The organism is Halobacillus sp. A1, from assembly GCF_024189295.1.
In the GTDB taxonomy this organism is placed as follows: Bacteria; Bacillota; Bacilli; order Bacillales; family Halobacillaceae; genus Halobacillus_A.
The window spans coordinates 42,223-57,723 of sequence record NZ_JAIZEN010000012.1; the positions used below are offsets into that span (position 1 = coordinate 42,223).

General features: G+C 41.8%; 15 protein-coding genes. 7 read left to right on the forward strand and 8 right to left on the reverse strand.

Annotated elements, in window-relative coordinates; all coding sequences use genetic code 11:
- Positions 1–258: 258 nt before the first annotated feature.
- Together LF817_RS13280 and LF817_RS13285 are read right to left on the reverse strand one after the other, a co-directional pair.
- Positions 259–2,070 carry an ATP-binding protein gene (locus LF817_RS13280; RefSeq protein ID WP_253936304.1) on the reverse strand — a complete coding sequence of 604 codons (1,812 nt, stop codon included), beginning with the start codon at positions 2,068–2,070 and terminating at the stop codon, positions 259–261.
- A 10-nt stretch (positions 2,071–2,080) separates the two neighbouring features.
- Positions 2,081–3,229: an SIR2 family protein gene (locus LF817_RS13285; protein ID WP_253936305.1), complete on the reverse strand. Its 1,149-nt coding sequence runs from the start codon at positions 3,227–3,229 to the stop codon at positions 2,081–2,083.
- A 165-nt stretch (positions 3,230–3,394) separates the two neighbouring features.
- Here LF817_RS13285 and LF817_RS13290 point away from each other — a divergent pair, with 165 nt between their 5' ends.
- Positions 3,395–3,832 (forward strand): hypothetical protein, encoded by a 438-nt coding sequence (locus LF817_RS13290; RefSeq protein WP_253936306.1) that lies wholly within the window; start codon positions 3,395–3,397, stop codon positions 3,830–3,832.
- A gap of 432 nt (positions 3,833–4,264) precedes the next feature.
- Here the strand turns inward: LF817_RS13290 and LF817_RS13295 are convergent, their stop codons facing one another.
- The 5 genes from LF817_RS13295 to LF817_RS13315 all read right to left on the reverse strand — a co-directional run bounded on the left by LF817_RS13295 (position 4,265) and on the right by LF817_RS13315 (position 8,640).
- Positions 4,265–5,518: an aminopeptidase gene (locus LF817_RS13295; RefSeq protein WP_253936307.1), complete on the reverse strand. Its 1,254-nt coding sequence runs from the start codon at positions 5,516–5,518 to the stop codon at positions 4,265–4,267.
- 108 nt (positions 5,519–5,626) lie between these two features.
- The gene (locus tag LF817_RS13300) at positions 5,627–6,106 is read right to left on the reverse strand and encodes a GNAT family N-acetyltransferase (RefSeq protein WP_253936308.1); all 480 of its coding nucleotides are present in this window, start codon (positions 6,104–6,106) and stop codon (positions 5,627–5,629) included.
- Positions 6,107–6,643: 537 nt separating this feature from the next.
- Entirely contained in the window at positions 6,644–6,799 is a 156-nt protein-coding gene (locus LF817_RS13305; RefSeq protein WP_253936309.1) for a hypothetical protein, read from the reverse strand.
- Between the two features lie 247 nt (positions 6,800–7,046).
- Entirely contained in the window at positions 7,047–7,451 is a 405-nt protein-coding gene (locus tag LF817_RS13310; RefSeq protein ID WP_253936310.1) for an acyl-CoA thioesterase, read from the reverse strand.
- A 13-nt stretch (positions 7,452–7,464) separates the two neighbouring features.
- Positions 7,465–8,640: an iron-containing alcohol dehydrogenase gene (locus LF817_RS13315; protein ID WP_253936369.1), complete on the reverse strand. Its 1,176-nt coding sequence runs from the start codon at positions 8,638–8,640 to the stop codon at positions 7,465–7,467.
- A 192-nt stretch (positions 8,641–8,832) separates the two neighbouring features.
- Between LF817_RS13315 and LF817_RS13320 the strand changes: the two genes are divergently transcribed.
- From LF817_RS13320 to LF817_RS13335, 4 genes are all read left to right on the forward strand, one after another.
- Positions 8,833–9,522 (forward strand): response regulator transcription factor, encoded by a 690-nt coding sequence (locus LF817_RS13320; RefSeq protein WP_253936311.1) that lies wholly within the window; start codon positions 8,833–8,835, stop codon positions 9,520–9,522.
- Positions 9,519–10,526: a sensor histidine kinase gene (locus LF817_RS13325; protein WP_253936312.1), complete on the forward strand. Its 1,008-nt coding sequence runs from the start codon at positions 9,519–9,521 to the stop codon at positions 10,524–10,526. Before LF817_RS13320 ends, LF817_RS13325 begins: the two co-directional genes overlap by 4 nt.
- 99 nt (positions 10,527–10,625) lie before the next feature.
- Entirely contained in the window at positions 10,626–11,387 is a 762-nt protein-coding gene (locus LF817_RS13330) for an ABC transporter ATP-binding protein (RefSeq protein ID WP_253936313.1), read from the forward strand.
- On the forward strand, positions 11,377–13,317 hold the full coding sequence (locus LF817_RS13335; protein ID WP_253936314.1) for an ABC transporter permease: 1,941 nt from the start codon (positions 11,377–11,379) through the stop codon (positions 13,315–13,317). Before LF817_RS13330 ends, LF817_RS13335 begins: the two co-directional genes overlap by 11 nt.
- Positions 13,318–13,360: 43 nt before the next feature.
- Here LF817_RS13335 and LF817_RS13340 read toward each other — a convergent pair whose 3' ends face one another.
- Positions 13,361–13,978: an NUDIX hydrolase gene (locus LF817_RS13340; RefSeq protein WP_253936315.1), complete on the reverse strand. Its 618-nt coding sequence runs from the start codon at positions 13,976–13,978 to the stop codon at positions 13,361–13,363.
- A 149-nt stretch (positions 13,979–14,127) separates the two neighbouring features.
- On the opposite strand from LF817_RS13340, the gene ymzB reads away from it, so the two are divergent.
- The gene (gene ymzB / locus LF817_RS13345) at positions 14,128–14,493 is read left to right on the forward strand and encodes a protein YmzB (RefSeq protein ID WP_253936316.1); all 366 of its coding nucleotides are present in this window, start codon (positions 14,128–14,130) and stop codon (positions 14,491–14,493) included.
- Positions 14,494–14,586: 93 nt separating this feature from the next.
- On the forward strand, positions 14,587–15,495 hold the full coding sequence (locus LF817_RS13350; RefSeq protein ID WP_253936317.1) for a Gfo/Idh/MocA family protein: 909 nt from the start codon (positions 14,587–14,589) through the stop codon (positions 15,493–15,495).
- Positions 15,496–15,501: the final 6 nt, after the last annotated feature.

Here is a 15,501-nt window from a genome sequence, read left to right on the forward strand (position 1 = left end):
GAAAAGGATAAAATTCCCTTCAAAAAACCGAACCTATAACCTTCTATGTGGGTGTACTTCTCAACAGTAACTCGCTTCAAATAATGATATAAGGAGGATTATCAATTTATTAATGTAGGTTCTGTTAAAGTTTAGTGTTGATTACTAACAATAAATAAATACCAATTTTATGGAAGTGTTTTTCTTATATTAGATTAATTTAATTAAGGCCCCCTATAGTTGAAAGCTCAGTATCAAGGTTTTAATCTCTTTTCTAAATTATCTTGATAGGTTTTTCACCCATTTGTCTGTAGTTTCTTTAATACCTTCAACTAAAAATTGTTCATTTTTCCAACCTTGCATAAAGTCCATGTCAGAAGAATCTGGTAGTTTATCCTCTGGAAGCTCATTTATTTTAATTCTACTCGGAAGAGCGGCAGCTTCTCCCACAAATATTGCTTCTCTTCTCGTTAAAGACGGCAGAATTGTTGTTAAACCAGATAAGCTATCAGGTATAAAATTCGTAACATAGCTTTGGTCATTTGAATTGGTTAACCTGAGTATTATCCAAGTATTACATTGAGATAATACAGTTGACTCAAGATCAGAAGGTCTTTGTGATACAAGCATTAGACCTATCCCATATTTTCTGCCCTCTTTAGCAATTCTCCTTATAGCTATTTGTGCCTCCTTATATTGTGCTTCCCCATAATTAGGCACGTACCTATGAGCTTCTTCGCATACAAACAGAACCGGATCAGCCTTTCTTAATTCACGATCTTGCCATAATTTATATTGAAATATTAACCTTGAAATGAGTGCAGTCAATATACCAGCTACTTCATTTGGCAATCCAGAAATATCAATAATTCTTAAGTTTTTATCATTATCTTTCTTCCCTACTAGCTGGCTAATTATATTTGGTAATTCAATTGAGCCATTTTCATACTCTTTCATTATAAAATGCAACTGTGGATTGGACCTTAGTATCCTTAACTTTTTTAGTATACCATCAATTTTAACCCTTCCTGATTGAGCTAACTGCTCAAATTTACCGGGCTTTCTTCCTTGAACCTTATCAATATGAAAAATAAAGTCCTCTAGTTTAAATGGCACTGGCTTGTCTCTATCAAAGTTCAATCTCTCTTCTTCTTGCACACCCTCGTTAATTTCAGGCTCTGTACCACCTTTTGCATTCTCTTCTTTGATTCGTTTAATTATTCCAGCATTGACCATCCTAGCATATGATAAAGCTTCATATACTATATTATTTTGAGTAGTTGCTTCAAATTCTGTTTTCCCAATAACTAGAGACCGAAATTCATCAGCTGTCATAAGCCAATATGGGAGCTCTATTTCGCATGTATCTTCATCATTAGGATTGGACTCACTATAAGCGTTATAGATTATCGCATTGTTTTTAAAAGCTTTTCCATACTCTCCATGCGGATCAACCATTAATATTCTAGGGTGGAGATACTGGCCTTCCAAATCCCTTGCTTCTATAACTGAATGCAATATTGAAGATACAGTTCCTGACTTACCAGATCCAGTTGAACCTAAAATTGCACAATGATTTCCAAAAAGTTTGTTAATATTCGCACGTACTAATTGATTACTACCTGAGTATTTCCCTATCTCTATAAGAGGTGATGATGAATTATTTTGAACATTTTTTTCAGCTCCACTATACAACTTATCTAATTCTTTATCTGTCATTAAATAGACAGACTGTAGAGGTAATGGGTATAACTCTACACCTCTAGAAAAGTTAAGAATCTCATTAAACTTATCCCAAATTCCTTCACCTAATAAGTCAGCTTCGATAATCCTAGAATCATCATTAATCGTGTTTTTTTCGAATTCATCCACATCTGAGTTCATCCTTAAGAGTCTGACATTTATAAAAAGTATCTTTCTCCCAAAGTGTATTTTTAAGATACTCGCTATCTGACCTATTGAATAAACCCTGCCCTCATATGATCGAGTTAGATCATCTAATTCCTTATCTAGCTCAATCTTCACCCTTGTTCCTTGAACTTCTATAACTCTGCCTATGCATAAATCATGTGCTACTGAAAAATTCTCCACTTTATCTCCCCTAGTCAAGTAAATTAGTCATACCTTTAAACGTCCACCAATCAAATTGCTGGTCGCCCGATGAAGGAATATTTAACTCACTATTTCCGTTATATATACCTTTATCAGTTAGAACAAATACTCTGTCCCTAAAACTACTCTCATCTAGCCAATTATAAATATCTGATGGTAAACAACTTTTTTGCAAGTCTTCATCCCATGTTTCTTTAAGGAAAATTATTAAGTTGGTTTTATTGTTAGGTAATGACATCGCCATTTCTACTTCATTATTTATATGGTTATCTCCAAAACTATAACCACATGCCACCAAAATATTATCTCTAGAAACAATCAAACGTTCCCTAAATTTACTAAATAATAAGGCAAATGGGTCTTTCTGTGTTTCTACATACTTTGTAGCTTGAGGATAAATAAGTAAATTAGAGTTATCCGATAAGTACTTAGTGCCGAATCTTGATCTAAGCAGACCTTTCTCATCATCCTTATACCAGTCTATTGACCCGTGTAACTTGTAAACTTTATAAGAATATGAATTGTCTTTTTCACTAAACACATCAGGATTCCAGAACCCCATTGCACCTCCAGTAAAGCCGTCTATAACTTCTTTTTTTTCAAGTGTCAATGCATCTTCTAATAAAGTATCGTAGTTTGTAGTGAAAAAGTTAATACTTGTTATATTTTCTAGGTTTGATCTTCTGTTGAATAGCTTCTTCACAAATTCTTGGTGAGGACCAATCTCAACTATTGGCGACTCAATATCCCCTTTCTCATCAACACTATGTTTATATCCAAATCTCACTAATTCTCCTATTATGCGAATTATTTGTTTATATAATGTGTATAGAGAACTATATTCATATTTAACATTGTTCATTGTTATTTCGCTTGCGTGTGATCTATCAAGAAGAGCTAGCAAATCTCCAATATGACTTAAGTAATGTTCAACATGAGATGAATTAGGGAGGAATTCCTTAATTTTGCAAAAAGTATCAAAATCGTCTCCTTCCAATTCGCTTTCAATTTTTTCAGTCATTGGGTACATAAGAGGAATATTTGATTCAAAACTTATTCCAGCTCCAAATAGCCAATTTTGGTAAGTACAATCAAGATGCCTATGTATTTGCTCTAGTAGTTCATCAAATTTACTCAAGTGATTTACCCCTCCAAATTATAATCTAATGAAATTATCTCAGACCCATGGACATTCCACAATATGGTTATATTAATGAATTTATATATAGGCTGGATAATTTATGGAAGGAATGTTCTTATGATAAAATTAAATTTCATAATTATCTGAAAGAGGGTGGTTACAATGACTGAAGCGAGTCCAGGGATTAGGAATATGTATACTGGACCTGGAGGTGGTGCTTATTCCGGACCAGGCGGTGGAATGTACACTGGACCCGGTGGAGGTGCTTATACAGGACCAGGCGGTGGAATGTACACCGGACCCGGTGGAGGTGCTTATACAGGACCAGGCGGTGGAATGTACACCGGACCCGGTGGAGGTACTTATACAGGACCAGGTGGTGGTTTGTACACTGGACCCGGTGGAGGCCTTTACAATGGGCCAGGGGGTGGATTATATGCAGGACCGGGTGGAGGAATGTACACAGGTCCTGACTCTTCCCCGTATATGGCCATACACCCGCCTTGGCCATTATTTGCGAAAGAACTTCGTAAGATAGGCAAGATAAGAGAAGCTGAAACGATTGAAAAAGCTTTAAAAGAAATTGGTTGGAATAATTAATCATAAAGGCTACGTCTTTTAGGTAAAGAGTAATTATTGTCACCCAAAAGAAGGACTTCCATATTTTCAGGGTAGTCCTTCTTTCTTCATTTTTCTTCAGATTCAAGAACATATTTATAATAATTAATATATACCTCTATATGGCTTAAACCATGTAAGTTATCTCGAATTCAAGTGTTCCACAATCCTGCCCGTTAGCGAAAAAGCGATTGCTCATATTGAACAATCGCCCCCGTTTACGTAAGACTCGAATTCGAGGTATACCTACTTTTATTTCACTTTAGCACCTGTGTATTTAGGTACATTATTTCACTAAACTTAACCCATAGTCTTCATTTGGTATAGAATGCTGCCCAGGTTGTTTTCACTATAACTAGCACTATGTATAATCAACCTGAAATTAGTTGTATCTGTTTGTAAGTTGTAGACTATTTAGAATTGGAAATCCCCATCCTTCATTAGCAGTTCTTCAGTTCCACCTTCTTTATTGCCCACTACTTTCATATCTTCGGTACCAAAAGTCACATTGACTGATAAAAGAGAAGTATTCAGCCCTACTGCCTTTAAATCTTCCTCAGATTGATCATTGCCATGTTGAATATTGGAAGGAGATGCATTTCCGATTCCAATATGACAGGACGTATTTTCATCAAACAATGTATTGTAAAAAAGAGTATCTTCCTGACCAAGAGAAGATTTATTAGAGACCAAGGCAATTTCACCTAGATAATGTGAACCTTCATCTGTTTCGATGAGATTTTGTAACACTCCCTGTCCCTTTGCGGCATAATAGTCGCTAATCCGTCCATCTTTAAAAATCAGACAAAATTCTTCGACGACACTTCCCCCATAGATAAGAGGTTTAGTACCTACCAATTTTCCATTCACCTTATGTTTATGGGGAGCAGTAAATATTTCTTCCGTAGGAATGTTCGGAAAGAAAGGTATTCCATTTTTATCTCTGACACCCCCACCAATAAAGATGTGATTGTTAGGCATACCGATGACTAAATCCGTTCCTCGACTATTGGTAAAATGCAGGGTGTCAAACTGGAAATCGTTTAGAAACGTTTTCCGTGACTCGAAGGCGCGGTCATGATTTTCCCAGTTTTTGATAGGATTTGTTCCATCTGCTCGCGCTCCACGTAAAATGGCTTGCCATAACGATTGCACGGCTTCTTCTTCACTTACGTTCGGAAATACTTTCGTGGCCCATGCGAAGGACGGGACTGCTAGAAGACACCAGCGTATCTCGTGGGACATAATCTTTGCATAATAACTTTCCAACTTGGTCCGTGAAGCCTTTTGAAAGCGACTGATCCGTTCTGGGGAAACCTCCTTAAATACATCTAAGTTTTCACTAATAATATGTATGTAAGCAGCACCTGCATCGTCCCACTCCTTAAAGCGGGCAGCCTGCCAATCAGGAAAGTGATCGATAAGACGATCTGCTGCATTTAAGTAAAATTCTTTAGTGGACTGTTCATCTGTCCAATCTATAAATACATTTGAAGCTCCTGCCTCGTAGGCTACTGTCTGGATTAAACGGGCAAACGTAGCATTTTGTATATCACTATGAATAACCAATAATTGATTTTTTTGCAGATTCACACCAGCTCGTACAGCAAGCTCTGCATACTTTTTTAACTGTGCTTCACTAATAAATTCATATATTCCTTTAATCATTTAATATCTCCCCTGTGATACTGTTGTATATGTTTATTCAAGAAATGCCTCCATCAGCGAAAGGCTTAGACTCAAGAGATTAGAGTGAAATACAAACTACTCTGGCTATTATCTTAATAATTTTTCGAGCTTTATTTCGTCTCTAATAGGAATACCATCGTTACCTTCAAATGGAATTTCGGGCTTCAATTTCCTTGCTTTTCCAACTGAATTTCTATATAGATCCGCTAAAACATAACCACGCTTTTGGTAAAACTTCAGTGCTAATAAATTATCATTAGTGGTTATAAGGTTTATGTATTTACATTCATTCTCTAATGCACCTCTCTCAACTGCTTGTATAAGAGAGGCCCCGATCCCTTTATTTTCTTCTGTGCTATCCAAAGAAATAATTTCGCATGTATCATCGGTAATTATATAAGTAATTAAACCAATAACTGTCTTGTCACTATCTAACACCGCATATCCGTCCAGTTTACTACAATCATAAATCCCAGAAGAAATAACCATTTCTGTACTACCCCAATGCTGCTTGAAAAAATCAATTACTTTAGCCTGGGAAATATCACTTATTGCTGTAATCTCCATTAATGGCCCTCCAAAGTATAGATAATTAGAATGTCACGCATTGCACATTAGACAAAAACTCTATTGAGCAATCAGCCCCAGATACAGTAAGAATTGATTTCGAGGTATCTTGATGTTGTTTGAAACTAAACTAATAATACCTTTTAGTTGCACAATGACTATTCACTACCACAAATACTCCTGCTTTAAATATCAATTTTGTTTTTATTCTTATAGAATCCAAATATGCTTTGAATAGTAAATAATGAACCTAATAATAAATATAATGATGCCCTTTCAATTCCCTGAAAGCCTATTATAATGAAGATTATTGAAATAATAAGTATAAATGAATGAAATATTAACCTAAAATTTCTATACCCTTCTATCGACTCGCTCATTGTATCCCTCCATTATTTTTAATTTTATTATTACACCTTTCATTAACCACTTCTTGTTAATTCTAATCTGATGAAAAGCTATTAACTTTATTAGACAATAGCTCCCGATGATGTAAGACTCATTATCAAGACAAGTAACTAACGTGATTTGAATGAATTAAGATAAAAAATAGAATTCCTTATTTAGATGAATCCTTTTCTCATCTAAATCATCATCGTTCTCTTCAGTTCCCCAATCATAACCTGATTTACCCCAATAAATAAGAAATACAGCAGGTGCTACTATCATTAATATAACCGTAATTAACCCCATATTAGTAACCACCTTTTCTTCAATATTCTCATCTCATAACTTTCATAGTTTTCCACTAGTGAAAATTCTCTTATTACACATACGATACCAATCAAATTTAGTTTCAAAACCCCTAATATCTCGAAACTGAGTCTTCAACTAACCTGCCCTTATCTGTAAGACTCAGTTTCGAGATACCTCCCCATCTACCCCTTAAAATTCACTCAATACAAAAAACGCCCGTCCCCCTTTTGGGCCAGGCGCTTTTCTACATAGAACCCTCATCAATCAAATGACCCAGCAATTCCTCCCGAATATCGTCCGGAATTCGTTCCGGCGTTTGTTTCTCCAAATTGTAGTTCACGTACGTCGTATGCCCTTTTGCACACAGCGTATCATTCTGCCAGACTTCTTCATACAGCTGCAGGCTTGTATTGCCAACCTTTTTTACCCATGTGCAGATGTCGACGTTGACACCGAAATAAATCTGGCTGACGTAATCGATGTTCATATTGATGATGATCATTTTCCAATGGTCAAAATTGTCGTCAGGAGTAAAGAGTTTGAACAGCGGGTTGCGCCCGGCTTCGAGCCAGACGGGAACGACGGTGTTATTGATATGTCCGACTCCATCGGTCTCTGAGACGCGAGGTTCGATAGTCATTTTAAACATGGCGATCCTCCCTTTACCGGTTGTGAGTGAACGTACCTTGAAAGGCATTATAGTAAATCTCTTTTATGCCTTTTTCATCTAATTGTTTCGGGCTTCTTTTCAGCAGCCTGGCTTGTTTAAGAGCGTTTTCAGATAGCGACTCTATGTCTTCTCTTTGGATGTTATAGGCGATGAGCTTCGTTGGTAAGCCCACATCCTCGACAAGGTAAAATAAAGCCTGGACCGTGTCCTGGGCGATCGTCCGACGGTCTTTGCCTTCGGTCGGCACACCCATCACGTCAGCGACTTTCACTAGTTTATCGAGACACGCCGGCCAGATGCTGTCATAGACGTAAGGCAGCAATACTGCATTGGATTCACCGTGGGGGATCTTGAATTGACCGCCGAGTGGGTAGGCTAATGCATGGACGCCCGCGACGCCTGCATTGTAAAAGCTGAGACCGGCGATTAAGCTTCCTGACGCCATTTGCTCTCGTGCTTCCCTGTCCGCTCCATTCCAGACGGCGGTCCTAATATTAGCTGTGATTTTGCCGATCGCCTCTAACGCCAGCGAATCGGTAAGAGGCGTCGACTGAGTTGAAGTATAGGCTTCTAAAGCATGAACAAGCGCATCTACGCCACTCGCAGCGGTTACTTTTTGCGGCAGTGTGTAAGTTAATAACGGGTCGACGATCGCATAGTCAGCAAGCAGATAATCGTGGGTGATGACGTCCTTCGTATCCTTCAGGGAGAATACGGAAATATCGGTCACCTCCGAACCTGTGCCTGCGGTCGTAGGGATGAGCACTTTAGGGACTCCCTGGCGTTTTAATACCTTCTCTCCGTTTAGGTTCAAGTACTCATGGATCTCCCCTGGGTTCTCAAGCAGGACGGACACGGCCTTGGCAAGGTCGAGCGCACTCCCTCCGCCTATGCCAATGACGAGTTCCGGCTGGTAGTGGCGGGCTTGTTCGACCGCTTGATCCGCCGTTTCAATCGGCAGCTCCGCTACGACGTCTGAGATGACGTTCCATTCTATCTCCTTCTCGCGTAATAATTCTATAACGGGCTCTATAATTTTAAGTTCTTCGAGCATCGGGTCCGTGACGATCAGGGCGTTCTTGACGTCGAGTGTTTCGATGATGTCGGTCAGCTTATGTAAGGACTCTTCTCCATAGTAAATGTGTTTCGGTGAAATGAATGGATAGATACGATCACTCCTTCACGATTTAGGTAACGCTTCCAATATATTGATTTTAAAATGGGTACGTATGAACGTCAAATATTATAAAGGATGTGCAGCAGGTGCTTTTGAGTAAAAGTCTACGTGAAGCTGATTCCCCGCCTCTCCCTCGCGCTGATAAAGTTTGATATAATTTCCATAGAAAGCGTGGTGAGTTCGTTGTTTAACATTTTACTTATTGAAGATGATGCCTCCCTTTTTAAAGAAATCCAGGAGCGGCTGGCTCAGTGGGAATATAACGTTTACGGAATTGAAAACTTTCATGACATTATGGGCGTGTTTACGAGCGTACAGCCTGATTTAGTGATCATCGATATCCAGCTGCCGAAGTTTGACGGCTTCCACTGGTGCCGGATGATTCGCGAGCATTCGAATGTGCCGATCATCTTCTTATCGTCCCGGGACCACCCGACAGACATGGTCATGTCGATGAACCTCGGAGCGGATGATTTCGTGCAGAAGCCGTTTCATTTTGACGTGTTGATTGCTAAGATCCAGGCGATTTTGCGCCGTGTTTATAACTATAGTACGGAATCGCCGGAGCTAAAGACGTGGCTCGGAGCGACGGTCGATTTTCAGCGGAACCGGGTTACGAATGAGCAGGGAATGATGGAGCTGACCAAAAACGAGATGCTCATATTGAAGCTTCTGATGGAACGCAAGAATCAGATCGTCAGCCGGGACGAGATCATGAATCGGTTGTGGGATGACCAGCGGTTTGTCAGTGACAATACGCTGACGGTCAATGTGAACCGGCTTCGGAAAAAGTTAGCGGAGCTCGATCTTGGTGATGCGATTGAAACGAAGGTCGGCCAGGGGTATATGGCAGTCGATCAGGTGAGCGGATGATTCGTACATTCTTAAAGGAGCGCCGGAGCTGGCTGCTTGTTTTTGTGCTGCTGCAGCTGCTCGCTTTGCTGATTGCGTATCTTGATTCCGCCATGACTTATCCCGCTATGTTGTACTATGTGTTTTTGTCGACGGTGCTGTTTACGACATTTGTAATTGTTCGCTATCCGCGTGAGACGAAGTTTTTCAAAGAGCTTGAGGAACGAAAGCATGACCTTGATCTTACAAGCCTGCCTGAGCCCGAGAGGCCGTTTGAATATTTGATCGATCACAACATCACCGAGCCGATCATGGAGCTGCAGGAGAAATCATCAGCTCATCACTTACGGCTTGAACAGGAGAAAGATGAGCTGCTCTCCTGGATTCATGAAGTGAAAACGCCATTGACGGCGATGCACTTGATCATCGATCGAGTGGAAGACCGCGAGCTGAAGGCGCAGCTGACACACGAATGGCTGCGTGTGCACCTGTTGCTGGATCAACAGCTGCATCAGAAGCGTATGCCTTTCATCGAAAATGATTTATATGTAGAAAAAGTGGAGCTCGAGCCGCTCCTGCACAGTGAAATCAATACGCTGCGTTCGTGGTGTATGCAGAAAGGAATCGGGTTCGATGTGGACCTTTCTATTACCACCGTACTCAGCGACGCCAAATGGCTCGGCTTTATCCTACGCCAGCTGCTGACGAATGCCGTGAAATACAGCGAGCAAGGCTCTGACATTACCGTCATAAGCCGCGAGCACAAAGGTCAAGCCAGCCTGCAAGTCATCGATCGCGGACGCGGCATTGAACCACGTGACCTGCCTCGCATCTTCGAGAAAGGCTTCACGTCAACGAGCCAGCACCACGATACCGCTGCTACCGGCATGGGCCTTTATTTAGCGAAAAAATCCGCAGCACCGCTTCACATCGAAATCGATGTTCAATCGACGCCCGGGTCTGGCGCCACTTTTACGCTCACCTTTCCGAAAGCGAACGAATTCATTGAAATCCAGGGCGTGTGACAAAAATGTCACTCGCTTTTCTTTTTTGTTCGGTGAATGAAAGGACTCTCCCTGCCGGAACTTATACAATAGGGGTATCACGAAAACCGGGGGTACAATATGAACATACTGGAAGCTCATAAAATCCATAAAAGCTACGGAAATAAATTCACCAAGCAAGAAGTATTAAAAGGCATTGACGTAAACATCGAGAAAGGCGAATTCGTGACGATCATGGGTGCGTCGGGCTCAGGAAAAACGACGCTGCTGAACGTTTTGTCTACCATTGACCGCGTCAGCCATGGAACGATTAAAATCGAAGGCAAGGAATTGACCGGCCAAAAAGAAAAACAGCTGGCGGAATTCAGAAAGCACCACCTTGGCTTCATTTTTCAAGAATATAACCTGCTCGATACATTGACGGTCAAAGAAAATATCCTGCTGCCGTTATCGATTTCAAAAGTATCGAAAAAAGCAGCTAATGAAAAATTCCAGGCGGTGGCAGCTGAGCTCGGTATTGAAGATGTCGCGCACAAATATCCGAATGAAATTTCCGGCGGACAGAAGCAGCGAACGTCAGCCGCACGATCCTTCATTCATGAGCCGAGCATTATTTTTGCCGATGAACCGACCGGCGCGCTCGATTCCAAGTCGGCCTCGGATTTGTTAGATAAAATGAGCAGCTTAAATGACAAGCGGCAGGCAACCATTGTGATGGTGTCTCACGATCCGGTCGCTGCCAGCTACAGCAGCCGCGTTATCTTTATTAAGGATGGCAGCATCTATACTCAATTGAACAAAGGCGATCAGACGCGCCAGACGTTCCTGAAGGATATTATCAAAACGCAGGGCGTGCTCGGCGGGGTGCACTATGAGCATTAATCAACTCATTTTCCGCAATTTGAAAAAGAACCTGAAGAACTACTACTTGTATGTATTTGCTTTAACATTCAGCGTCGCGCTTTACTTTTCATTTGTTACTTTGCAATACGAGCCTTCGATGGATGAAGCGACCGGTTCGATTAGAGGGGCAGCCGCCGTAAGAGCCGCTTCGGTTTTACTCGTTGCCATCATTGCCATCTTCCTTTTTTATGCGAATAATTTATTCATTAGACGGCGCAGTCAGGAAATCGGCTTATTCCAGCTGATCGGGATGACAAAAAATCGCATTTTCAGCATATTAAGCATCGAAAATCTGATGATCTATTTCGGATCGCTGCTGCTCGGGACGCTGCTCGGCTTTTCCATATCCAAACTCGTCACCATGACGCTGTTTAAAATTATGGAAGTCGATGATGTGGCTGCCCTCAGCTTCTCGTTTCCAGCTTTTCTGCAGACGATGATCGTGTTTGCCGCCATCTATGCCGTGATTATGCTGATGAATTATTGGTTTATTAAACGACAGAGTATCCTCTCTTTGTTTCATGTAAAATCAAAAACCGAAGGACGAGTGAAGAACATCTCGATTTTCGAAATCCTGATGGGGATCCTCGGAATCGGACTGATCGCGACGGGATATTATGTATCCTCTAAATTATTTGACGGTGATTTCACCTCGATCAACACGCTGTTCATGGTGATGATCTTCATCCTCGCCTCCGTCATTATCGGGACGTACTTTTTCTACAAAGGATCAGTACGGTTTGTCGCCAATCTCATCCGTAAAAACAAAAGCGGCTATTTGAACATTAATGAGGTGCTCTCCCTTTCCTCAATCATGTTCCGCATGAAATCGAATGCGCTGCTGCTTACGATCATTACGACGATTTCCGCTTTAGCTATCGGACTATTGTCATTAAGTTATATTTCTTACTATTCCGCTGAAAAAACAGCCGAAGCCAGTACCCCTGCCGATTTCACGGTTGTCACGGAAGAAGCAGCCGATGAGCTCGGGCAGACCTTTTCTGAAAACGGCATCGAGTATAGCGAAGAGAGGATCGAAGTCGTTATCGCAGAGGCGGATATCACTAATATCGTTGGAGCCAACTTACAGGAAATCAGCTTAAATGACGGCATTACGGATATGGCCTTCATCAGTGAGGAAGCCGCGGATATGGACATCCAGGAGACGGAAACCCGATTTACCGGGTACAATGATGCCTTACAGCAATTGATGAACCTGGAGGATTCCGGGGACATCGTCATCCATACAGCGAATGAAAATTTAGAACAGCAATATACCGGCCTTGCCGAAGAAGACCTGCTTCCCACTTACTTTACTGGCGGATTTCCTACAGCCGTTGTTGATGAAAAAACGTTCGACATCCTATCCAATGACATCGATGAGGACATTCAGCGTGAGTCGTCCCTGTATATCGGACTTCAATTAGAAGAAGGCGAAAACAGAGCAGAAGCGGATGAGCTATTTCAAAGCCTGGCCATCAGTGAAGAATACGGCAATGACTCTCAATATGACAGCGAACGCATGCAGAAGCAGAACATGGGACTCGTCATGTTTATCGTCGGATTCCTCGGCCTCGCGTTTCTGATCACCTCGGGCTGCGTATTATACTTTAAGCAAATGGAAGAAAGCGAAGAAGAACAGCCGAACTACACGATCTTAAGAAAGCTCGGCTATACCCGCCATGACTTGTTAAAAGGAATCCAGGGCAAGCAGGTGTTCAACTTTGGAATCCCTCTGCTCATCGGACTGCTGCACAGCTATTTTGCCGTTCAATCCGGCTGGTTCTTCTTCGGAACCGAACTCTGGACTCCGATGCTGCTTGTGATGGGGGTGTATACGGGACTGTATTCGATTTTTGGACTGTTGTCGGTCTTGTATTATAAGAAAGTCATTAGAGAATCCCTGTAAAAAAAAGGATCCAGAGCTGCCATCGCTCTGGATCCTTTTTCATTTATTCGATGGAGTCTACGAAAGCCGCAAGGATCCTCGCTGTCAGTCCCCAGATCACCCGGCTTTCATATTGATAAAAATACTCTTCCATTTTCCGAGTCTGCCACTCATAATCCTCACCGTTCGCAATCAAATCATAAGGAAAGCCATCCTCAGGCTTCACTTCAAAATTCACATAGTGAACCTCCGGCTTTGTATGTCTAAAAAAGGAAAGCGGCACCGTAAACACCTCTTCCACCTCAGCAGGATTAGACTGTATGTTTTCCTCTGTACAGTCCAGAAAGCCGACATACGTATCGACCATCATTCGGCCAAAAGGAGAAAGCATGTAGTCGAATGGATACACCTCGCCAAAGTCCCCATCCTCAATGCCGAGCTCCTCTTTTGCTTCCCTTACCGCAGCCTCCTGCGGCGATTCCATCCGGTCTACTTTTCCCCCGGGAAAACAAATCTCACCTGGCTGCCTTCTCATCTCAAGCGAACGTACTTCAAACAATAAGTGAAGCTCTCCGTCCTTTTCGATGAGAGGAATAAGAATAGAAAAGTGGTTCAATTCCTTCTGGCCGATTACGGAGGGTGTGTGATTTTTTAATATATGTGTAATCGCTTTTCGTTCCATGATTTCCACCCTTTTTTACGAAATAGTCATAGGTTCATTATACGCTGATGAGCCGGGGGTTTACAGAATATCGCTTCTTTCTGCCAGTAAAACCTGAATTCTGTATGAATCCACACTTCTAGGAAATTATAAAATCAGGAGGGATGACGATGAATGAGCGATCTTTATCCGTAGAGGAATTCAATGAGCTGCTGCAGAAGTGGAGCGGTCAAACGATTAGAATCATGAAACACGAGCTGGATGACCTGGACAGGGTGGTCATGGAATTGAAGGACATTTCCTATGAAACGAATACGAGACGATCCGATCAATATGAAGCGATGCATACGTTACTGCTGAATGGGACGGGGATTACGGAAACCGTCGCTTCCAACATGCAGCCGCTTCCCGACTCGACGTATGAAATACCGCTCGAAGACTCGACGTTGTACAAATTCGACAATCAGCGCTTTTCCCTGCTTACCGACAGAGGGACGTATACCATAGAAGTCGCTTCAGAAAATTATCTGCCCTAGTTAAAAACCACCTGAGTGCTCAGGTGGTTTTTGATTGCCCTTCACTTTAGGTAAGGTACAATGAAGATAATGAAAAATTTGGGAGGAATGAGGATGAAAATCGGAATTGTTGGATTGGGAGAAATTGCGAAGAAAGCCTACTTACCCGTTCTTTCCGAAAAAGAAGGAATCGAGCTTGTCCTTTGCACGAGAAATGAAGAAACACTGAACAAATCAGCCGCCAAATATAAGATCGAGAAAAAGGTCCAGACCGTAGACGAACTCATCGACAAAGAAGTAGATGCGGCGTTCATCAGTGCCGCGACCGAAGCTCACTTTGAACTCGCCGAAAAGCTGCTCCTAAACGGCATTCATGTTTACATAGACAAACCGATTTCCATGAATTTTGACGAAACGGAAAAAATCGTCCAGCTTGCCAAAGACAGCGGCAAAGTCGCCATGGTCGGATTTAACAGAAGGTTCATCCCTAAAGTGAATGAACTTAGAGAAAAAGGAAAACCCAGCCTGATTCTTATTCAAAAAAACAGATTCGCTTCCCCTGACTATGTGCGAAGGTTTGTTGTCGAAGACTTTATCCACGTCGTTGATACTCTCCGCTTTTTAATGAACACCGACGTCAAGGATGTAAACGTGCAGTGCCTGAAAAAAGGAGAAATACTGGATCATTTGATCATCCAGCTGATCGGTGACGACTGCACCGCTATGGGCGTCATGAACAGAAATGGCGGCGTCACTGAAGAAATCATCGAATACTCGACCGGCCATGATAAATACGTAGTAAAGAGTCTCGTGGAAACGACCCACTACCACAATAAAGAAATCAACCTATCCACATTCGGGGACTGGGAACCGACTTTGTATAAGCGCGGCTTCTATCAAATAGCCGACCACTTTATCGATTGCGTACGAAATAACGAGACGCCTGACCCGTCTATCGAGGATTCGCTTCTCACTCATGACATATGCGAAAGAATTGTCAAAGCGATTGACGAAAATGCGTAAGCTTAA